General features: G+C 60.2%; 23 protein-coding genes. 12 read left to right on the top strand and 11 right to left on the bottom strand.

Annotated features, from left to right (window positions below):
• Positions 1 to 56: 56 nt before the first annotated feature.
• The 3 genes from CAF78_RS08835 (at position 57) to CAF78_RS08825 (ending at position 1523) form a co-directional block, all read left to right on the top strand.
• On the top strand, positions 57 to 650 hold the full coding sequence (locus tag CAF78_RS08835; RefSeq protein ID WP_008097558.1) for a phosphoheptose isomerase: 594 nt from the start codon (positions 57 to 59) through the stop codon (positions 648 to 650).
• Positions 647 to 1225: a BON domain-containing protein gene (locus tag CAF78_RS08830; protein WP_085675072.1), complete on the top strand. Its 579-nt coding sequence runs from the start codon at positions 647 to 649 to the stop codon at positions 1223 to 1225. The genes CAF78_RS08835 and CAF78_RS08830 overlap by 4 nt, the downstream gene beginning before the upstream one ends.
• 79 nt (positions 1226 to 1304) lie before the next feature.
• Complete coding sequence (locus CAF78_RS08825) at positions 1305 to 1523, top strand: YgdI/YgdR family lipoprotein (RefSeq protein ID WP_085675071.1); 219 nt, start codon at positions 1305 to 1307, stop codon at positions 1521 to 1523.
• 51 nt (positions 1524 to 1574) lie between these two features.
• On the opposite strand, the gene CAF78_RS08820 is transcribed toward CAF78_RS08825, so the two are convergent.
• The 7 genes from CAF78_RS08820 to rplM all read right to left on the bottom strand — a co-directional run bounded on the left by CAF78_RS08820 (position 1575) and on the right by rplM (position 6441).
• A complete protein-coding gene (locus CAF78_RS08820) occupies positions 1575 to 2006 on the bottom strand; it encodes a ClpXP protease specificity-enhancing factor (protein WP_085675070.1) in 432 nt (143 codons plus the stop codon).
• Between the two features lie 10 nt (positions 2007 to 2016).
• A complete protein-coding gene (locus CAF78_RS08815) occupies positions 2017 to 2640 on the bottom strand; it encodes a glutathione S-transferase N-terminal domain-containing protein (RefSeq protein ID WP_085675069.1) in 624 nt (207 codons plus the stop codon).
• A gap of 117 nt (positions 2641 to 2757) precedes the next feature.
• Complete coding sequence (locus CAF78_RS08810; protein ID WP_027918011.1) at positions 2758 to 3537, bottom strand: cytochrome c1; 780 nt, start codon at positions 3535 to 3537, stop codon at positions 2758 to 2760.
• Positions 3537 to 4748 (bottom strand): cytochrome bc complex cytochrome b subunit, encoded by a 1212-nt coding sequence (locus CAF78_RS08805; RefSeq protein WP_016395499.1) that lies wholly within the window; start codon positions 4746 to 4748, stop codon positions 3537 to 3539. The genes CAF78_RS08810 and CAF78_RS08805 overlap by 1 nt, the downstream gene beginning before the upstream one ends.
• Complete coding sequence (gene petA, locus CAF78_RS08800; protein ID WP_016395498.1) at positions 4748 to 5341, bottom strand: ubiquinol-cytochrome c reductase iron-sulfur subunit; 594 nt, start codon at positions 5339 to 5341, stop codon at positions 4748 to 4750. Before petA ends, CAF78_RS08805 begins: the two co-directional genes overlap by 1 nt.
• Positions 5342 to 5605: 264 nt before the next feature.
• The gene (gene rpsI / locus CAF78_RS08795) at positions 5606 to 5998 is read right to left on the bottom strand and encodes a 30S ribosomal protein S9 (RefSeq protein ID WP_003260797.1); all 393 of its coding nucleotides are present in this window, start codon (positions 5996 to 5998) and stop codon (positions 5606 to 5608) included.
• Between the two features lie 14 nt (positions 5999 to 6012).
• Positions 6013 to 6441 (bottom strand): 50S ribosomal protein L13, encoded by a 429-nt coding sequence (gene rplM / locus CAF78_RS08790; protein ID WP_003251819.1) that lies wholly within the window; start codon positions 6439 to 6441, stop codon positions 6013 to 6015.
• A 257-nt stretch (positions 6442 to 6698) separates the two neighbouring features.
• Between rplM and CAF78_RS08785 the strand changes: the two genes are divergently transcribed.
• Together CAF78_RS08785 and CAF78_RS08780 are read left to right on the top strand one after the other, a co-directional pair.
• A complete protein-coding gene (locus tag CAF78_RS08785; RefSeq protein WP_085675068.1) occupies positions 6699 to 7739 on the top strand; it encodes an NADP(H)-dependent aldo-keto reductase in 1041 nt (346 codons plus the stop codon).
• 223 nt (positions 7740 to 7962) lie between these two features.
• Positions 7963 to 8883, top strand: coding sequence for a GlxA family transcriptional regulator (locus CAF78_RS08780; protein WP_177408515.1), 921 nt, complete (start codon positions 7963 to 7965; stop codon positions 8881 to 8883).
• Positions 8884 to 8915: 32 nt separating this feature from the next.
• Here the strand turns inward: CAF78_RS08780 and zapE are convergent, their stop codons facing one another.
• The 3 genes from zapE to CAF78_RS08765 form a co-directional block, all read right to left on the bottom strand.
• Positions 8916 to 10010 (bottom strand): cell division protein ZapE, encoded by a 1095-nt coding sequence (gene zapE / locus CAF78_RS08775; protein ID WP_085675067.1) that lies wholly within the window; start codon positions 10008 to 10010, stop codon positions 8916 to 8918.
• 85 nt (positions 10011 to 10095) lie between these two features.
• Positions 10096 to 11445 carry a tryptophan--tRNA ligase gene (locus CAF78_RS08770; RefSeq protein WP_085675066.1) on the bottom strand — a complete coding sequence of 450 codons (1350 nt, stop codon included), beginning with the start codon at positions 11443 to 11445 and terminating at the stop codon, positions 10096 to 10098.
• 25 nt (positions 11446 to 11470) lie between these two features.
• On the bottom strand, positions 11471 to 12106 hold the full coding sequence (locus tag CAF78_RS08765; protein ID WP_085675065.1) for an alpha/beta hydrolase: 636 nt from the start codon (positions 12104 to 12106) through the stop codon (positions 11471 to 11473).
• A 135-nt stretch (positions 12107 to 12241) separates the two neighbouring features.
• Between CAF78_RS08765 and CAF78_RS08760 the strand changes: the two genes are divergently transcribed.
• Positions 12242 to 12679, top strand: a complete 438-nt coding sequence (locus tag CAF78_RS08760) for a YhcB family protein (RefSeq protein ID WP_027918018.1) — start codon at positions 12242 to 12244, stop codon at positions 12677 to 12679.
• A 285-nt stretch (positions 12680 to 12964) separates the two neighbouring features.
• Here CAF78_RS08760 and CAF78_RS08755 read toward each other — a convergent pair whose 3' ends face one another.
• Positions 12965 to 14161 carry a methionine gamma-lyase gene (locus CAF78_RS08755; RefSeq protein WP_085675064.1) on the bottom strand — a complete coding sequence of 399 codons (1197 nt, stop codon included), beginning with the start codon at positions 14159 to 14161 and terminating at the stop codon, positions 12965 to 12967.
• A gap of 127 nt (positions 14162 to 14288) precedes the next feature.
• Between CAF78_RS08755 and CAF78_RS08750 the strand changes: the two genes are divergently transcribed.
• The 6 genes from CAF78_RS08750 (at position 14289) to CAF78_RS08725 (ending at position 18437) form a co-directional block, all read left to right on the top strand.
• Positions 14289 to 14768 carry an Lrp/AsnC family transcriptional regulator gene (locus CAF78_RS08750; protein ID WP_085675063.1) on the top strand — a complete coding sequence of 160 codons (480 nt, stop codon included), beginning with the start codon at positions 14289 to 14291 and terminating at the stop codon, positions 14766 to 14768.
• A 113-nt stretch (positions 14769 to 14881) separates the two neighbouring features.
• Positions 14882 to 17260 carry an S-type pyocin domain-containing protein gene (locus CAF78_RS08745; protein ID WP_085675062.1) on the top strand — a complete coding sequence of 793 codons (2379 nt, stop codon included), beginning with the start codon at positions 14882 to 14884 and terminating at the stop codon, positions 17258 to 17260.
• Complete coding sequence (locus CAF78_RS08740) at positions 17257 to 17520, top strand: bacteriocin immunity protein (protein ID WP_085675061.1); 264 nt, start codon at positions 17257 to 17259, stop codon at positions 17518 to 17520. Before CAF78_RS08745 ends, CAF78_RS08740 begins: the two co-directional genes overlap by 4 nt.
• 121 nt (positions 17521 to 17641) lie before the next feature.
• Positions 17642 to 17998: an S-type pyocin gene (locus CAF78_RS08735; protein ID WP_371856887.1), complete on the top strand. Its 357-nt coding sequence runs from the start codon at positions 17642 to 17644 to the stop codon at positions 17996 to 17998.
• Entirely contained in the window at positions 17995 to 18258 is a 264-nt protein-coding gene (locus CAF78_RS08730) for a bacteriocin immunity protein (protein WP_085675287.1), read from the top strand. The genes CAF78_RS08735 and CAF78_RS08730 overlap by 4 nt, the downstream gene beginning before the upstream one ends.
• Positions 18255 to 18437, top strand: a complete 183-nt coding sequence (locus CAF78_RS08725; protein ID WP_085675059.1) for a hypothetical protein — start codon at positions 18255 to 18257, stop codon at positions 18435 to 18437. The genes CAF78_RS08730 and CAF78_RS08725 overlap by 4 nt, the downstream gene beginning before the upstream one ends.
• Positions 18438 to 18578: the final 141 nt, after the last annotated feature.

The following is an 18578-nucleotide window of genomic DNA, read 5'->3' as shown; positions in this document are numbered from 1 at the left end:
GCGGGCTGGTCCCTGTTGCGCGTCGCGCCGGCCACCGCCCCACTTAAGGTCACCAGATGGACATGCAATCCCGAATTCGCCGGCTGTTCCAGGCCAGCATCGACACCAAGCAACAGGCAATGGACATCCTGGCACCGCACATCGAGCAGGCAAGCCTGGTCATGGTCAATGCGCTGCTCAACGAGGGCAAGATGCTCGCCTGCGGCAACGGCGGCTCGGCCGGCGATGCCCAGCACTTCTCTTCGGAGCTGCTCAACCGCTTCGAGCGTGAGCGCCCGAGCCTGCCGGCCATCGCCCTGACCACCGACAGCTCGACGCTGACCTCGATTGCCAACGATTACAGCTACAACGAGATCTTCTCCAAGCAGATCCGCGCCCTGGGGCAACCCGGCGACGTACTGCTGGCGATTTCGACCAGCGGCAACTCTGCCAACGTGATTCAAGCGATCCAGGCCGCACATGATCGCGAAATGATTGTCGTAGCATTGACCGGACGTGACGGTGGCGGCATGGCTTCGCTGCTGCTGCCCGAAGACGTGGAAATCCGCGTACCGTCGACGGTCACTGCACGTATCCAGGAAGTCCACCTGCTGGCGATCCACTGCCTGTGCGATCTGATCGACAGCCAATTGTTCGGGAGTGAAGAATGACCCCCATCCGCCTCGGCCTGATGGCCCTGACCCTGTGCCTGAGCGTCACCGGCTGCAGCTCGGTACTGACCTCGACCCGCAATTCACCGATCGAGGATGATCGTGGCACCCGCACCATCGGCAGCAAGATCGACGACTCGCTGATCGAGACCAAGGCCTCGGTCAACATTGCCAAAGCCAGCCCTGACCTGGACAAGAGCTCGCACATCGTCGTCAGCAGCTACAACGGTATCGTCCTGCTCGCCGGGCAAACCCCGCGCGCCGACCTCAAGAGCCTGGCCGAACAGACCGCCAGCCAGGTCCAGCGAGTGAAGAAAGTACACAACGAACTGCAGGTGATGCAGCCCTCGTCCATCCTGGCGCGCAACAACGACGCCTGGCTGACCACCAAGATCAAGACCCAGATGCTCACCGACAATGCCGTGCCCAGCTCGCGGATCAAGGTGATCACCGAGAACGGCATCGTCTACCTGCTGGGCCTGGTGACCCAGCAAGAGGCCAACTCCGCCACCGCCGTGGTTCAGGGCGTGTCTGGCGTACAGAAGATCGTCAAGCTGTTCGAGTACATCGACTGATTCGGTTGCCGCCGATACCAGCTTCTGGCCGGCACTGGCGGCAACTTGCTCCACTTGTCCAATTTCTAGGAAACACCGCATGAAAAAGCTTCTGCTGCCCGCCCTGCTGTTCGGCACCTTCGCCACCCTGGCCGGCTGCTCCACCCCAAGCCTGATCACCCTCAACGACGGCCGCGAAATCCAGGCCGTCGACGCGCCGAGCTTTGACAAGGACACGGGCTTCTACGAGTTCCAGCAGCTCGACGGCAAGCGCACCCGCATCAACCGTGACCAGGTCCGCACCATCAGCGACCTGTAAGCACGACTTCGCGGCAAACAAAAAGGCGATCCATGCGGATCGCCTTTTTTGTTACTTGACCACCTTCAAGCTGGGTCGCCCGCTTGGGCGCGGTGGCTGCCCCCCCCCTTGCGGCGGGCCATCGTCATCCGGCTCGACGTCTTCGTCTTCAATGTCATCGCCATCCATCATCGGCGACTCCAGTTCGAAGACCATGCCTTGGCCGTTCTCCCGGGCATAGATACCCAGAATGGCACCCGCCGGCACGAACAGCGAATGGGAGACGCCACTGAAGCGCCCCTCGAAACTGACCGCCTCATTGTCCATGTGCAGATTGCGCACAGCGCTCGGCGAGATATTCAGGACGATCTGACCATCACTGGCGAAGCCCTGGGGCACCTGGACCGCCGGGAATTCGGCATTGACCAGCATATGGGGGGTGCAATCGTTGTCGACGATCCACTCGTACAGTGCTCGAACCAGATAGGGGCGACTGGAGTTCATCAACGGCTCCTTAAAGCTTGCGCATTTCACGTTCAACGGAGGACAGGCTCGCCAGGAAAGGCTCGCGAGCGAACTGTCGCTCCATGTAATCCAGCAGCGGCTTGGCCTGCCGCGGCAATTCGATACCCATGACCGGCAAACGCCATAGTATGGGCAATAGACAACAGTCGACCAGGCTTTGCTCCTCGCTCATGAAGCAAGCGAACTCGCCGAACAGCGGCGAGACGCCGGTCAGGCTCTCGCGCAGCGCCTTGCGCGCCTCGGTGCGGGCGGCCTCGGCGCTGCGTGGATCGAGAATGATATCAGCCAGGGCGCACCAGTCACGCTGGATGCGGTGCATCAGCAGGCGGCTGTTGCCTCGCGCCACCGGGTACACCGGCATCAACGGCGGATGCGGATAACGCTCCTCGAGGTACTCCATCACCACGGTCGATTCGTACAACGCCAGATCACGATCCACCAGGGTCGGCACGCTGCCATAAGGGTTCACCTCTGCCAGCTTGGGCGGCAGCCGCGCCGGGTCGACGTCGATGACCTGCACGCTGACACCCTTCTCGGCGAGCACGAGCCGCACCCGATGAGAATAAGGATCAGCAGGGTCGGAATAGCAGGCTAACCGGTTGGTTGCGCCCATGTAGCGCCTCCTCGCAAGGAATGCTTGTAGAACTCTAAATGAAAACGCGCCCGCGGGCCCCTGGCAAAACTGCCAGGGGCCCGCGGGCGCGTTCAACTACCAGAAATTACTGCGTGATCAGTGCACGTCCTTCCAGTATTCGCGCTTGAGCAAGTAGGCAAATACGAAGAAGAAAGCCAGGTACAGCAACACGTAGGTACCGATGCGCTGGCTTTCCAGTTTGACCGGGTTGGCCGAATAGGCCAGGAAGGTCACCAGGTTCTTGACCTTCTCGTCGAACTGCTCGGTGTTCAGGGTACCGGAATTCGGCGTAATGGTCAGCTGGTCGCAGGCCTCATGGGTCAGCGGGCTACCCGTCAACGGGTCGAATTGCTTCTTGCCATCGACCACCATCTGCACCTGCTTGCAGCCAACCACCTGATTGCCCTGCAGGCCGACCAGCACGTTGGGCATGCCGACGTTCGGGAACACCTTGTTGTTGACCCCGTACGGGCGCGACTTGTCTTCATAGAAGCTGCGCAGGTAGGTGTACAGCCAGTCGGTACCGCGCACCCGGGCGACCAGGGTCAGGTCAGGCGGTGCGGCACCGAACCAGGTCTTGGCATCGCTGGGCTGCATGCCGATCTGCATGTGGTCACCGATCTTGGCACCGGTGAACACCAGCTTCTCGAGCATCAGCTCATGGGGGATGCCAAGGTCATCGGCCACCCGCTCATAACGCTGGAACTTGGCGCTGTGGCAACCCATGCAATAGTTGGCGAAGGTGCGCGCACCGTCCTGCATGGCCGCCTTGTCGGTGAGGTCGATGTCGACCTTGTCCAGCTCCAGGCCATGTTCGGCAGCGAAGGAAAAGGCAGGCATCACTGCCAGCAAAAATACTGCAATCAACTTTTTCATCAGCCAGTCACCCTTTCCGGAACCGGTTTGGTCTTCTCAAGCCTTGTGTAGAACGGCATCAACAGGAAGTAGGCGAAGTACAGCACCGTGCACACCTGTGACAGCAAGGTCCGCCCAGGCGTAGGGGCCAGGACGCCGAGAATGCCGAGGATGACGAAGGCAATGCAGAACACCAGCAGGAAGACCTTGCTGATCCAGCCCTTGTAGCGCATGGAACGCACCGGGCTGCGGTCGAGCCAGGGCAGCACGAACAGCACGGCGATCGCCGCGCCCATGGCGATTACGCCCATGAGCTTGTCAGGCACGGCGCGCAGGATTGCGTAGAACGGCGTGAAGTACCACACAGGGGCAATATGCTCTGGCGTCTTGAACGCGTTCGCCTGCTCGAAGTTGGGTTTTTCCAGGAAGTAACCGCCCATTTCCGGGAAGAAGAACACCACGGCGCAGAACACGAAGAGGAATACCACCACGCCGACGATGTCCTTGACGGTGTAGTACGGGTGGAACGGAATACCGTCGAGCGGGATGCCGTTTTCGTCCTTTTTCTTCTTGATGTCCACACCATCAGGGTTGTTCGAACCCACTTCGTGCAGGGCCAGGATATGCAGCACGACCAGGCCGAGAATCACGATCGGCAGGGCCACCACATGCAGGGCGAAGAAGCGGTTCAGGGTGATGCCCGAGATCAGGTAGTCACCGCGGATCCACTGGGTCAGGTCGCCGCCGATCACCGGGATGGCGCCGAACAGCGAGATGATCACCTGGGCGCCCCAGTACGACATCTGCCCCCATGGCAGCAGGTAGCCCATGAAGGCTTCGGCCATCAGCGCCAGGTAGATCAGCATGCCGAACAGCCATACCAGCTCTCGGGGCTTCTGGTAGGAGCCGTAGAGCAGGCCGCGGAACATGTGCAGGTAGACCACGATGAAGAACGCCGAGGCGCCCGTGGAGTGCAGATAGCGCAGGATCCAGCCGTACTCGACGTCACGCATGATGTACTCGACCGAGGCGAAGGCCTCTTCCGCCGAGGGCGTGAAGCTCATGGTCAGCCACACACCAGTGACGATCTGGTTGACCAGCACCAGCAGCGCCAGCGAGCCGAAGAAATACAGGAAGTTGAAGTTCTTGGGCGCGTAATACTTGCTCAGGTGATCTTCCCACATCTTCGTGGCGGGGAAGCGAGCGTCAATCCAGTCCATGAACTTGCTCATCATGCTTTCTCCTGGTCGACGCCGATGACGACGATGTCGTCCGACTCATAAGAATGCGGCGGCACTGGCAGGTTGAGAGGCGCCGGCTGCGACTTGTAGACACGACCGGCCAGGTCGTAGTGGGAGCCGTGGCACGGGCAGAAATAGCCACCGACCCACTTCGGCCCCAGGTCGGCGGGCGCGACTTCCGGGCGGAAGGTCGGCGAGCAGCCCAGGTGCGTGCAGAGACCGACGAGAATGAGGATTTCCGGCTTGATCGAGCGAACCTCGGGGTCGACATAGGTCGGCTGCACCGAACTCTTCGACTGGGGGTCGGAGAGGTCACCTTCGATCTTCTTCAGGTTGCCAAGAATCTCCTGCGTTCGCCGCACGATGAACACCGGCTGGCCACGCCACTCGGCAACCATCTGCTGCCCCGGCTCGACCTTGGCAATATTGACCTTCACCGGTGCGCCGGCCGCCTTCGCCTTGGCACTGGGAAACCATGACCCCACGAACGGTACCGCAGCCCCCACTGCCCCCGCTGCCCCGACCACGGATGTCGCGGCTACGAGGAAGCGGCGCCGGCCTGCGTTGACGCCGTCATTGCTCATTCAGTCCTCTCCCATCAGCTTTGCTTGGCCAGTTGGACCTGGCCTGTACTTAGGTTGTGTCTGTGGCGCTAAAAATTGGCCGCCATGGTAAGAAACAAATCCACACAGTGACAAGGTGATTACCCCCACAGGGAGCTATAACCCGCGCTTTGCTTGATCTGCGTCTATGCGACAAGTGGTCACCGACATGCTGACAGGTTAGTTCAAGCACAAAAAAAAGCCCGGTTCCAAGGAACCGGGCTTTTTTCGACTGCCGAAGCGGTATTAACGCTTGGAGTACTGAGGACGCTTACGCGCTTTACGCAGACCCACTTTCTTACGCTCGACTTCACGAGCGTCGCGGGTGACGTAGCCAGCACGACGCAGAGCGCCACGCAGGGTTTCGTCGTATTCCATCAGCGCGCGGGTGATACCGTGACGGATCGCACCGGCCTGACCGCTGACACCACCACCGGAAACGGTGACGTAGATGTCGAACTTCTCAACGGTTTCGGTCAGCTCGAGCGGCTGGCGAACAACCATGCGAGCGGTTTCGCGACCGAAGAACACGTCCAGAGAACGGTTGTTGATGGAAATGTTACCAGTACCCGGACGCAGGAAAACGCGAGCGGTTGCGGTCTTGCGACGGCCAGTGCCGTAATTTTGAGTCGCCGACATAATGAACTTTCCCGTTAGATCTTCAGTTCTTGAGGCTGCTGAGCAGTGTGTGGGTGAGCAGCACCCGCGTACACTTTCAGCTTGCGGTACATGTCGCGACCCAGCGGGTTCTTAGGCAGCATGCCCTTGACCGCGGTTTCGATAACACGCTCAGGGGCCTTGGCGATCAACTTCTCGAAGTTGATTTCCTTGATACCGCCTGGGAAACCGGAGTGGGAGTAGTACATTTTGTCGGAAGACTTGGCACCAGTCACACGAACCTGTTCAGCGTTGATGACGACGATGTAGTCGCCGGTGTCAACGTGAGGGGTGTATTCTGGTTTGTGTTTGCCACGCAGACGGGTAGCGATTTCGGTAGCCAGACGACCCAGGGTCTGGCCAGCGGCGTCAACTACGAACCACTCGCGCTTTACTGTTTCCGGTTTAGCAGTAAAAGTTTTCATTCTCTAAAGCCTCAGAGGCCGCCCAGCGAAAAATAGACGGCGAATCTTACTGGATAGTGCACAGCTTGCCAAGGGCAAGCGCGCAGCCGAACGCTGACGCTTTTGGGGGCTCGGGTCAGGCACGCCAATGTTCGACGGGGTTCTTCCTGCGTGGTGGTGCATCACTTCCGCCACACGGAGAGGGGCAGAATTATCCAGATTGCGCGAAAAATTTCAACCTGCTTTGATGGGCTTCTTTGCCAAGGAGTGTTTTCCCGATGGAATACCGCAAGCTCGGCCGTACCGACCTCGACGTCAGCGCCCTGTGCCTGGGCACCATGACCTGGGGCGAGCAGAATACCCAGGACGAGGCCTTCGAGCAGATCAAGCTGGCCAAGGCCAGCGGCATCAACTTCATCGACACCGCCGAGATGTACCCGGTGCCGCCCCGCCCCGAGACCTACGCCGCCACCGAGCGCATCATCGGCAACTGGTTCCGCGCCAACGGCGACCGCGACGACTGGGTGCTGGCCAGCAAGGTCGCCGGCCCCGGCAACGGCATCAGCCACATCCGCGACGGCCAGCTCAAGCACAACCGCCAGCACATCGTTGCCGCGCTGGACGAGAGCCTCAAGCGCCTGCAGACCGACCGCATCGACCTCTACCAGCTGCACTGGCCGGAGCGCAGCACCAACTTCTTCGGCAAGCTCGGTTACCAGCACCTGGCCAACGACCTGTTCACCCCACTGGAAGAAACCCTCGAAGTGCTCGACGAGCAGGTGCGTGCCGGCAAGATCCGCCACATCGGCCTGTCCAACGAAACCCCGTGGGGCACCATGAAGTTCCTGCACCTGGCCGACAGCCGTGGCTGGCCGCGGGCGGTGTCGATCCAGAACCCGTACAACCTGCTCAACCGCAGCTTCGAAGTGGGCCTGGCGGAAGTGGCGATCCGTGAGCAATGCGGCCTGCTGGCCTATTCGCCGCTGGCGTTCGGCATGCTTTCGGGCAAGTACGAGAAAGGAGCCCGGCCAGAGAAAGGCCGCCTGACCCTGTTCAGCCGCTTCGCCCGCTACTCCAACCCACAGACCGTGGCGGCCTGCAGCCGCTATGTGCAATTGGCCCAGGCGCATGGCCTGGACCCGGCGCAGATGGCCCTGGCGTTCGTCACCCGGCAGCCGTTCGTGACCAGCAACATCATCGGCGCGACTGACCTGGTGCAACTGCAGAGCAACCTGGACAGCCTGCAGCTGAACCTCAGCGACGAGCTGCTCGCGGCGATCGAGGCGATTCACCAGGACCAGCCGAACCCGGCGCCTTGAGCTGAACCCGGTGTCGACTTCTTCGCGGGTAAACCCGCTCCCACAGGGTTCGGTGCAGACCTGGGAGTGCGGGGTAGACACAATCGCCAAAAAATAAGACGATCCAGCCGGTGATTGACCACTCTACCCTATAAGAACAATGACAATGATGTTTACCCAACCCTCCGCGTCGTTGCGGCGCGTCAGCATCCTGGCCATTGACAAGGTGTTCGCTTCGACCTTGATGCAGGCCAAGGATTTCTTCCATCTCGCCAGCCTGCGCTACAGCAAGCAGCTGGGCCTGGGCTTGCAGCCCATGTTCGAGATCCACCTGGTAAGCCCCGATGGCCAGCCGGTGGACAGCTTCAGCAACGTGCAGTTGCCGGTCGATGGCGGCCTCGATGATGCCGACGTGATCATCCTCCCGGCCTTCTGGGAAGATTTCGACACCCTCCAGCAACGTTATCCACAGGTGCTGCCATGGCTGCGTGAACAGCACGCCCGTGGCGCGGTGTTGTGCGCGGAAGCCAGCGGGGTGTTCTGGCTGGCCGAGTCCGGCCTGCTCGACGGCAAGGAGGCGACCACCTACTGGCGCTTCTTCAGCAGTTTCGCCGAGCGCTTCCCGAAGATCCGCCTGAACCAGGACAAGCACCTGACCGACGCCGACAACCTGTACTGCGCCGGTGGCACCACGTCAGCCTGCGACCTGTACATCTACCTGATCGAGCGTTTCTGCGGCGCCCACGTGGCCCGTGCCGTGGCCCGCGACATCCTCTACGAGGTGCAGCGCAACTACACGCCAGGGCGCATGGGCTTCGGCGGCCAGAAACTGCACCAGGACCTGATCATCCTGCAGATCCAGCACTGGCTGGAGGAGCACTTTGCCGACAAGTTCCGCTTCGAGGATGTGGCCCGCAACCATGGCATGAGCATCCGCAACTTCATGCGCCGCTTCCAGGGGGCGACAGGGGACAAGCCGCTGCACTACCTGCAGCGGCTACGCATCGAGACGGCCAAGGGGCTGCTGTCGAGCACGCGCAAGAGCATCAAGACCATCAGTTATGAGGTCGGCTATGACGATGCGAGCTTCTTTGCGCGACTGTTCCGCCAGCATACGGAGTTGTCGCCGAACCAGTATCGGCAGCAGTTCATGCAAGAGGCTTGAGGCCAATGGGGCCGCTTTGCGGCCCCAGGATCTCAGGGCTTGTGCGCGCGCGCGAGGAATTCGTGCGACTGCATTTCCAGCAAGCGGCTCAGGGTCCGCTGGAACTCGAAGCTCAGGCGCCCACCGGTGTACAGGTCTTTCAGCTCCACCTCGGCCGAGATGATCAGCTTGACGTTGCGGTCGTAGAACTCGTCCACCATGTTGATGAAGCGGCGGGCGATGTCGTCGGTAGTGACGCCCATCTGCTCCACGTTGCTCAGCAACACGGCATGGAAGATCTTGCCCAGTTCGATGTAGTCGTTCTGGCTGCGCGGCCCGTCGCACAGGGCGCGGAAGTCGAACCAGGCAACGTCGTCGCAGGTGCGCAGGGCATTGATCGGGCGGTTTTCGATCATCAGCACGTCGTTCTCGACGGCCTGGGTGCACTCGGGCGTCAGCGCCTTGAAGCTGGCGCGCATGCTCTGGTGCGCCGCGTCATCGAGCGGGAAGTGGAACAGTTCGGCCTGCTCCAGGTGGCGCAGACGGTAGTCGACACCGCTGTCGACGTTCACCACATCGGTAAACTGCTTGATCATGGCGATGGCCGGCAGGAAGCGCGCACGCTGCAGGCCGTCCTTGTACAGGCCGTCAGGGACGATGTTGGAGGTCGCCACCAGCGAGACACCGTTCTTGAACAGCTCTTCCATCAGGGTGCCGAGGATCATGGCATCGGTGATGTCGGACACGAAGAATTCGTCGAAGCAGATCACCTTGGCCTCTTCGCTGAAGCGCTTGGCGATGATGGTCAGCGGGTTCTTCTCACCCTTGAGGGTTTTCATTTCCTCGTGGACGCGCTTCATGAAGCGGTGGAAGTGCGTACGCATCTTCTGCTTGAACGGCAGCGCTTCATAGAAGGTGTCGACCAGGTAGGTCTTGCCGCGCCCTACTCCGCCCCAGAAGTACAGGCCCTTGACCGGCGTCTGTTCCTTCTTGCCGAACAGCTTGCCGAACACGCCCGGCTTGTTGTTCTGCGCGTGCACCAGGTCGTCGTACAGACGCTGCAGGTGACGCACCGCAGTTTCCTGCGCCGCGTCATGGAAGAAGTCGGGACGTTTCAGATCTGCTTGATATCGTTCTAGGGGCGTCATGATTTCGTTAGCGAGGCAACAAAAAACGGGCCGTCACTGTAGCGACAGGCCCGCTTAATGGCAATCAGACTTGCGGCGAAATGCCTCAGTCTTGTTGTGGCTGAAGCGCTACACGCAGGCTTTCGATAGCCGAATCTCGGGCTTCGGCGCTGTCGAACTGCGGCCCGTCGGCAACCTGCTCGCCGCTCAGCCACAGGCTGAAGCCCAGGCCTTCGACACGCACGTCGGCTTCGCCACCTTGCTGCAACTGCTTGCTTACGGCACCGGCGCTCTTGCCGTCGGCGAAGCTGCGCGACAGCAGCAGTTGCTCGCCATCGGCGGCCAGCAGGCGGAAGCGGAAGCTGCCATCTTCATCACGGAAGCTGACGAAGCGCGCGCTCTTGGCCGCTTTCTTCTTCACTTCGGTACTGGCCTGCACGCTGCTGCGGAACGAACGCAGACCAACGGCCTCACGCAGCTGCTCGAGGAACGGGGTGGCGATCTTGCGGGCCTTGGCGGCGCCAGCCAGGAGGATGTCCTCGAGGTCGTTGGGGCGCGAGATCAGCTGGTGGTAATGCTCGCGTTTCTCTGCCAACTGGCCGTCGAGCAGCTGGAACAGGCGCTGCTTGGCCTCGCCCCAGCCCAGGCCCTGCAGCAGCTCTTCGCGGAATTCGGCGCACTGCCCCGGCGTCGAGAACGCCTGGAACAGGGTGAACAGGTGCGAATTGTCCGGATCCTTGGCTTCGCCAGGGGCACGCGAGTCGGTGACGATGCGCGAAATGGCGTCTTTCATGTCCTTGGCGCTGGTGAACAGCGGGATGGTGTTGTCGTAGCTCTTGGACATCTTGCGCCCGTCCAGGCCCGGCAGGGTCGCCACACTCTCCTCGATCACCGCTTCGGGCAGGGCGAAGAAGTCCTTGCCCTGGCCGAACAGGTGGTTGAAACGCTGGCCGATGTCACGGGCCATTTCCACGTGCTGGATCTGGTCGCGGCCGACCGGCACCTTGTTGGCGTTGAACATCAGGATGTCCGCCGCCATCAGCACCGGATAGCTGAACAGGCCCATGGTCACGCCGGCATCCGGGTCTTCACCGTTCTCGACGTTCTTGTCAACCGAGGCCTTGTAGGCGTGGGCGCGGTTGAGCAGGCCCTTGGCCGCGACACAGGTCAGCAGCCATGTCAGTTCCGGGATCTCGGGGATGTCGGACTGGCGATAGAAGGTCACCTTGTTCGGGTCCAGGCCACCGGCCAGCCAGGTGGCGGCGATTTCCAGGCGCGAGCGCTGGATGCGCAGCGGGTCGTCGCACTTGATCAGGGCGTGGTAGTCGGCCAGGAAGTAGAACGAGTCGACACCGGGCTGCTGGCTGGCGACGATCGCCGGGCGGATGGCGCCGGCGTAGTTGCCCAGGTGCGGGGTGCCGGTGGTGGTGATACCGGTGAGGATGCGCGTGGTCATGGGTGTTCGCTTATTCAGGCTTGGCTCAGTTCGAAAGGCGCGGCAGCAGCAGATCCTTCAGATCGGTCAGCTTGCCATGGAAGAAGTGTCCGCATTCTGCCACTTTCAGCAGCTCATGGGGGCGGCCGAGTGCGTCGGACCATTGGTAAACCAGCTGTGGATCGACGACTTCGTCGGCATCAGGCTGCACCACGGCGATCGGGCAGCGCTGCGGCAGCGGGAAGTCGGCAGTCAGGCGCATCACCGCCGGGGCGATCATGAACAGCTGCTGCAGCGCCACACCTTGCGCCTCCAGGCGCCCGGCCAGGCTGGCGGCGACGAAGCCGCCGAACGAGAAGCCCATCAGCACCAGCGGCAGCTCGGGGTGCTTCGCGCGCAACCACGCTGCGGCGGCCTCGGCATCGGCCACCTCGCCAGCGCCCATGTCATGGCTGCCGGCACTCTGGCCGACACCGCGGTAGTTGAAGCGCAAGGTCACATAGCCGGCGTCACGCGCGGTACGCTGCAGGGTCGAGACCACCTTGTTGAGCATGGTGCCGCCCTGTACCGGGTTGGGGTGACAGATCAGCACCGCACCGCGGGCATCGGCCACATCCAGGTACAAAGCTTCCAGCTGGCCGATCGGGCCGTCGATGAACAAGGGGGTTTCGCGAACAAGCAAGGCACTACTCCGTGACCTCGAGGGGGGTCGTTTCGTCTAGGTGAGGAATTCTGTTCTGATTTGCGATCGCTCGCGGTATACAGCGCAGGTCTGAGCCGTTAACGTAAAGCAAAGCCGTTTATAGAGGAAGGACTCGTGGAACTCTCGCTCCTTGTTTGGTTGTTGCCAACCCTGGCCCTGGTCATCGGTGTGGCGGTCGGTTTCATCGTGGCCCGCCTGCTGCCCAATGCGGCGCCCAGCAGCACCCAGCGTCAGCTGGACGATATCCAGCAGCGCTTCGACAGCTACCAGAACCAGGTGGTTACCCACTTCAACAGCACCGCGGTACTGGTCAAGAAGCTGACCCAGAGCTACCAGGACGTGCAGGATCACCTGGCCGACGGCGCCAACCACCTGGCGCTCGACGAGCTGACCCGCCAGCGCCTGCTCGCCGCCCTGCACTCCGAGGGCACCCAGGGGCCACGTGACCGCCTGACCCCGCCGAAGGACACCGCCGAAGTGCCACGCGACTATGCACCGAAGTCGCCGAACTCGCCGGGCATGCTCGACGAGAGCTACGGGCTCAAGCGCTGAACCGTTAAAGTGAAAAAGGCCTCGAAAGAGGCCTTTTTTCTTGCACGTTCGAAACACACCAGGCAACCCCGCCATGGCGGAGCGCCCGCTCAGCTCAAGGCTTGCGCCACGACTGACCACCCTCATCGTCATCCCCGCCCGCGCGGCGGATGATCAGGTCGAGTTCGTTTGCAGATACATTCATGGTGATACTCCTCTGGGATGCGCTGGTCATGACACCAGCGCGGCCAGAGTGCCTGCGCCATGCCGTTGCAAGGCATCGGGCAGCGCTTCCCGAACCGTGCGTCATGCACAGGCGCTCAACGCCTGCTCGACGTCCGCCAGCAGATCCGCCACATCCTCAAGCCCCACCGACAACCGCACCAGCCCTTCGGAAATGCCGTGATGCGCCCGCTCTTCAGGCGTATAGCTGGAATGGGTCATGCTCGCCGGATGCTGCGCCAGCGATTCGGCATCACCCAGGCTGACCGCCCTGGCAAACAGTTGCAGCGCATTCATGAAACGCCGCCCGGCCTCGATCCCGCCCTTGAGCTCGAAAGCGATCATCCCGCCCGGCAAGCGCATCTGCCGCTGCGCCAGCTCGTATTGGGAAAACGAGGGCAGCCCCGGATACTGGATCAGCTCCACCTGCGGCTGGCGCGCGAGAAATTCGGCAACCTGCTGGGCATTCGCGCAGTGGCGGTCCATGCGCAACGCCAGCGTCTTGATGCCACGCATCAACAACGACGCGTCGTGCGGCGACAGCACTGCGCCAGTCATGTCCTTGAGGCCTTCCAGGCGGATCCGGTCCAGCAGTGCCTTGCGCCCGATCACCAGGCCAGCCGTGATATCACCGTGGCCGCTGAGGTACTTGGTCGCCGAATGCACCACCAGGTCGGCGCCCAACTCCAATGGCCGCTGCAGGTACGGCGTGCAATAGGTGTTGTCGACCACGATATGCAGGTCATGCCCCCGCGCCGCTTCGGCCACCGCGGCGATGTCGACCAGCTGCATGTTCGGGTTGGCCGGGGTTTCGAAGTAGATGATCCGTGTCTTGCTGTTAATCGCTGCTTTCAGCGCCTTGGTGTCATTCAGGTCGACATGGCGAATCTTCACACCGAACTCGCCGATCCCATGGTGCATGAACGCGAAGGTGCAGCCATATACCGTGCGCCCGACGATCAGTTCGTCACCAGGGCGCAGCAGGGTCCACAAGGTCGAGGTGATGGCGCCCATGCCCGACGCCAGCGCCAGGCCCGCCTCCCCCCCTTCCAGCGAGGCCATGCGCTGCTCCAGCAAGGCCAGGGTCGGGTTGGAAATGCGGCTGTAGAAGTGCCCGCCCTCCTCTCCGGCAAAACATGCCGCGCCGTATTCGGCGCTGGGGAAGGCATAGGTTGCAGTCTGGTACACCGGCGGCACCAAGGCACCGCCGTGGGAAAGCGGGTCGTAGCCATGGTGGATGGCGCGGGTGGAAAAACCGGTGTTGTTATGGGAGTCGCGCATGGCAACAGCCTCTGGTGGTTTGTTATAAGCTTATGCCACCGAGCTGCCTGAATTTTTCCAAAATTGCTCACGTATTTGCGCACTTTTTGGGAAGAAAACAACAAATAAAACACCAGGAGGGCAAATTATGCCTTCAAGCCTCGACCGCACCGACCGCGCCCTGCTCGCAGCCTTGCAGGACAACGCCCGCCTCACCGTTTCCGAACTCGCCGATCAGGTCGCGCTGACCACCTCGCCGTGCTGGCGGAGGGTCAAGTTGCTGGAGGACAACGGATATATCACCGGTTATCAGGCCATCTTGTCGCCCAAATCGCTGGGGTTTGGGGTAACGGCGTTTGTCAGCATCATGATGGATTCGCATACCAAGGACATGGCGCTGGCGTTCGAGCAACGGTTAATGGAGATTCCCGAGATTGTTGCTTGTCACAACATCTCTGGACGGTATGACTTTCTATTGGAGATTCTGGCGAGGGATCTGGAGTCGTTTGGGGAATTTACCCGGGAAGTGCTGCAGCGGTTGCCTGGGGTGAAGGAGATCTATTCGAGTTTTTCCTACAAGGCTGTTAAGGAAAAACGCGTTATTCCTGTTGCTGAAAAACACATCTGAAACAGATCTTTCCAGTCAGTAGGAATCCTCCTACTGATTGACGAGCAGCGCCTGACATACGGGAAACACTGCCTGGAGCACGCTTGCCATGTAGCGACCAGGAGGATGACTACATGGCTCAAAATGAAACCGTCAAATTTGGTGAACCCTTCCGTGATTCCCGCGGTGCGCTGAATCTGAATGAGGGTGTCTTGACGCGCGCGCAAGCCCCAGATCGAGTGCCTCTCAGCCCGTTGCCCCCGCTGTCTGGGACCGGCTATGGCGGCTGGGGGCTGGATGCAGGGCGGCCTCGAGGTACTGGAGGGCCTAGCCCTTTCGCCCAGGAAAAAGGCTGGCGAACGGTTTTCGGCGAGGAGTTTACTGCCGTCAACAATATCCACGCCGAACAATATGCACCCGCTCTTGAGCAACTTCCCGCGCAAATCAACGCTGAACGCGCTGCCATCGAACAACAGGCAATCTCGGGAGCTGCGGGTCAGCCTGTCCAGCATCTGGTACTACGCCAACAACTGGCCACGACAAACTTGCAACAAAGGCGCGCCGAGTATCTCCAAATCGCTCCCGTGGCAACCAGCTTCTACGGTGCCATTCCTTTTTATAAACGCTACGACTCATTCGCCACCCGGTTGAATGACGATGGCGCATTCCCGATAGGCACCTCTGGCGAGGCATGGGGCCGACAGGTCTGGGAGACTTTCAACGCTTCTGTCGATGCCGCCTACCGCTTGCACATCGCAGCGCAGAAGTTTCAGGCGTTGGCGGTGGACCTGCCTGAAATGGCTCGCCAGGTCGACGAGGCAGAAATTGCGCAACCTGCTGTCGACCTCGCCAAAGCCATCGAACGGCGGTATGGGCAAATTCTTCATGAACAGCAGATCTGCTTCGACTGCCTGCCCAGCTTCCTGCAGCAGCAAGTGGCTCAATCCACCCCAACCCAGGAAACCGATACCCTCATTCAGCGCTTTTCGGCCTATGCAAACACTGCCAATGCGCTGATCACAGCGAAGCAAGCCGAGATACCTGCTTTCAGTGACTCCAACCCGAACATCGTCGGGCCACTTTCCAAGCCTCAAACCGAGGCACTGCAAGACCTCGTCGACGAACAGGCCACCCGCCGGGCCGGCGTGCTTTGGGCAGCTTATCACCGGGCCCTGGCGCTCACAGAGTCCATCCGCTATTTGCAGCAATTCAGCGCGTCCATGGCGAACCTCACCCAGCGAGCGGTGGAAATGGAACAACTGCAGACAAGGATTGCGGCCGAGCATGCAGCTGCCGAGGAGGCTGCACGTCAGCAAGCAGAGGCCGAACGAGTAGCTGCCGAAGAGGCTGCACGTCAACAAGCAGAGTCCGAGCGAATAGCTGCCGAAGAGGCTGCACATCAACAAGCTGAAGCAGAGCGTCAAAGTATCAACTTCATCAACGACACGCGCATAGCCGCATCTGCGCCTGCCATCATTCCAATTGGCGTAGCGACCTTTGCAATCGCCGAAGCAGCCAGGATCGCCCTTCGGGTAGCGATCAGTGCTGCCGTGGCCCGCCTGGCTACGGCAGCGGCAGCCTCTGCCCCCACCTTGGCCGTGGCCGTGCTGTCGGTGGCATGGCCAGCAGCCCTGGGCAATGCCGAAAGGCGCTACCTGATCAGTACGCCCCTTTCCAGCCTTTCTCCTCCCGGCGGCCCTGACCTGGCCGCCCTTGCCCTTTCGTCAGCAAGCATCGATGTGCCTTATCTATTGGCAAGCAGCGAAGAGGAAAGCGGCCTCGGCCTGTATGTGGTGCCAGGCGGGAAACCGGTGGCCGTAAGGGCGGCGACATTTGATACAGAACGGCAGGTTTACAGCCTGGCGCTCGACAATCCACAGCGCATCCTCACCTGGACACCGGCCAGCGCACCAGGAGGTGAAGAAGGTAGCGCCACCAGCTTGCCGCCAGTTCCGCAGGGCACGATTGTTTACACTGGCAGCAGCCTGAATCCAGCGAGCAACGAAACGGAAAGCTATCCCGCACTGGATCTGCTGGATCAGGAACGGCTGATCATTACCTTCCCGATTGACTCGGGATTGCCGCCTATTCTGGTGGTGTTCAAGAGTCCTAGGTATGAGCCAGGTACCGCCACCGGAATCGGTGCACAAGTAACAGGGCTCTGGCTTGGCGAGGCCACACGCGGCGAAGGCGCGCCGATACCGGCACATATTGCTGACCAGCTTAGAGGTATAGAATTTCGGAGTTACGATGCTTTTCGAGAAAAACTCTGGAAAATCGTAGCAACTGACCCCGAGCTTTCAAAGCAGTTTTCCAAACAGAACATTATTCGCATGCGAGAAAATGGGTACGCACCCAGAGCAAGAAATCCTGACGTTTACGGAAAAAGGAAGAGCTTTGAACTGCATCATGTTGTGCCAATCAGCGAAGGCGGCGAAGTGTACGACATCGACAACATAAGGGTTGTCACACCAGCAGCTCATCACAAGATTCATTATGGAGACAAGTCATGAGTATTAAACCCAACTACAGCGATTACACGGAGTTGGAGTTCATTGAATTTTTAAAGGAAATCTATCGCGCCAATGCCGAGGAGCCAGATGAGATACTAGATCCATTGCTGGAGCACTTTTCTGCAGTTACCGAGCACCCTAGCGGTACAGACCTGATTTACTGGCCTGAAAATGATGAGCAAGGTGAGCTTGAAGCAGTTCTGAGCATTATCAAAGCGTGGCGTGCAGCTAACGGAAAACCTGGATTCAAGGAAAACTGAACGTACACCCCGCTCCGGCGGGGTGCCTGTCTTTGGAGTGAGAACGCTCCTACAGATTCTTCAAAAATAACCTACATCCAATGTAGCACGGTGAATATTTCCATCCCCAGAAAGCACAGCCATGATCTCGGCATCACTTCAAGAGAGAAACAATGACATGGCACTCCCACTCCCCGAGCACATCGCAAACAAACTTGCTGAACAAACCTTCAACGACTTCGACGATTTCTCCCAAGCCTTCTGGCTGGCAATCGCTGAGGACCCGATCTACTCCCAACAATTCGTTACCTCGCAACTCAACCGCATCAAGCAAGGCTGGCCACCCCGCGCGCCTTTCGGTGAAACCGCAAAAGGCGTGCGCAACTATCAGATCTGCCACCTCGACCCACCCGCCTTTGGCGGTGCGATGTACGACGCCGAGAATCTACGGATCATGAGCGCCCTGCAGTACGCGCTGTCATCGGAGGTGAAGTGGTGATCAGTCAAAAACACTCCCTTGCCGACTACACCTGCGCCGAATTCAGGACGGTGGTTGAGGAATTGCTACAGGCATCTGGTACCTCCGTCTGGCAGGATCGCTTGCTCGAACACTTTATCGACATGGCCGGACATCCGGATGGCTCTGACCTCCTCTACTACTCGGCAAACCATCTGAAGGGCTGCGCCGTGGGGGTGATCGCACGGATCATCACTTGGCGAAAATCAAAGGAACTTCCCCTGTTCAAGGACATGCAATGAACAAATCTGTAGGGGTGTTGATACTGCTTCTATCAGGTTGCGCCGACGGCAGGATCCTCATTCTGCCTGATCTGCAGGACCAGAAGTTCGCCTGCGACATGGATCCTTACAAACAAGGTTGCGAACGCCATAGTGACTATGACCGGCACTACAAGTTGCTCGAGGACAAAAAGGGCTAGCTAGCATATGCCGTTAATTCAGCGCTACCCGTCAGCGGTCTACACGGTGACGGGGTCGATGCAGGGGTGCAACCTTGTCTTGTTCGAAGGCCGTGAGTGCCAAGTCGACGCACTAAGTCACCAACTTGCCTATGCACAGAG

Origin of the sequence: Pseudomonas sp. R28(2017) (genome assembly GCF_002112505.1) — a bacterium.
Taxonomy (GTDB): Bacteria; Pseudomonadota; Gammaproteobacteria; order Pseudomonadales; family Pseudomonadaceae; genus Aquipseudomonas.
The sequence above is the reverse complement of the archived record's forward strand: the minus strand, read 5'-3'. Positions and strand labels throughout refer to the sequence as shown.

Coding starts and splice junctions, on each gene's coding strand:
- CAF78_RS08735 (WP_371856887.1), top strand. CDS start 17,642: ATGATCTCGGCATCACTTCAAGAGAGAAACAATGACATGGCACTCCCA.
- CAF78_RS08830 (WP_085675072.1), top strand. CDS start 647: ATGACCCCCATCCGCCTCGGCCTGATGGCCCTGACCCTGTGCCTGAGC.
- rpsI (WP_003260797.1), bottom strand. CDS start 5,998: ATGTCGGCGACTCAAAATTACGGCACTGGCCGTCGCAAGACCGCAACC.
- CAF78_RS08725 (WP_085675059.1), top strand. CDS start 18,255: ATGAACAAATCTGTAGGGGTGTTGATACTGCTTCTATCAGGTTGCGCC.
- CAF78_RS08770 (WP_085675066.1), bottom strand. CDS start 11,445: ATGACCACGCGCATCCTCACCGGTATCACCACCACCGGCACCCCGCAC.
- CAF78_RS08825 (WP_085675071.1), top strand. CDS start 1,305: ATGAAAAAGCTTCTGCTGCCCGCCCTGCTGTTCGGCACCTTCGCCACC.
- CAF78_RS08745 (WP_085675062.1), top strand. CDS start 14,882: ATGGCTCAAAATGAAACCGTCAAATTTGGTGAACCCTTCCGTGATTCC.
- CAF78_RS08780 (WP_177408515.1), top strand. CDS start 7,963: ATGCAGGCCAAGGATTTCTTCCATCTCGCCAGCCTGCGCTACAGCAAG.
- CAF78_RS08805 (WP_016395499.1), bottom strand. CDS start 4,748: ATGAGCAAGTTCATGGACTGGATTGACGCTCGCTTCCCCGCCACGAAG.
- CAF78_RS08810 (WP_027918011.1), bottom strand. CDS start 3,537: ATGAAAAAGTTGATTGCAGTATTTTTGCTGGCAGTGATGCCTGCCTTT.
- CAF78_RS08785 (WP_085675068.1), top strand. CDS start 6,699: ATGGAATACCGCAAGCTCGGCCGTACCGACCTCGACGTCAGCGCCCTG.
- zapE (WP_085675067.1), bottom strand. CDS start 10,010: ATGACGCCCCTAGAACGATATCAAGCAGATCTGAAACGTCCCGACTTC.
- CAF78_RS08750 (WP_085675063.1), top strand. CDS start 14,289: ATGCCTTCAAGCCTCGACCGCACCGACCGCGCCCTGCTCGCAGCCTTG.
- CAF78_RS08835 (WP_008097558.1), top strand. CDS start 57: ATGGACATGCAATCCCGAATTCGCCGGCTGTTCCAGGCCAGCATCGAC.
- CAF78_RS08820 (WP_085675070.1), bottom strand. CDS start 2,006: ATGAACTCCAGTCGCCCCTATCTGGTTCGAGCACTGTACGAGTGGATC.
- rplM (WP_003251819.1), bottom strand. CDS start 6,441: ATGAAAACTTTTACTGCTAAACCGGAAACAGTAAAGCGCGAGTGGTTC.
- petA (WP_016395498.1), bottom strand. CDS start 5,341: ATGAGCAATGACGGCGTCAACGCAGGCCGGCGCCGCTTCCTCGTAGCC.
- CAF78_RS08755 (WP_085675064.1), bottom strand. CDS start 14,161: ATGCGCGACTCCCATAACAACACCGGTTTTTCCACCCGCGCCATCCAC.
- CAF78_RS08815 (WP_085675069.1), bottom strand. CDS start 2,640: ATGGGCGCAACCAACCGGTTAGCCTGCTATTCCGACCCTGCTGATCCT.
- CAF78_RS08740 (WP_085675061.1), top strand. CDS start 17,257: ATGAGTATTAAACCCAACTACAGCGATTACACGGAGTTGGAGTTCATT.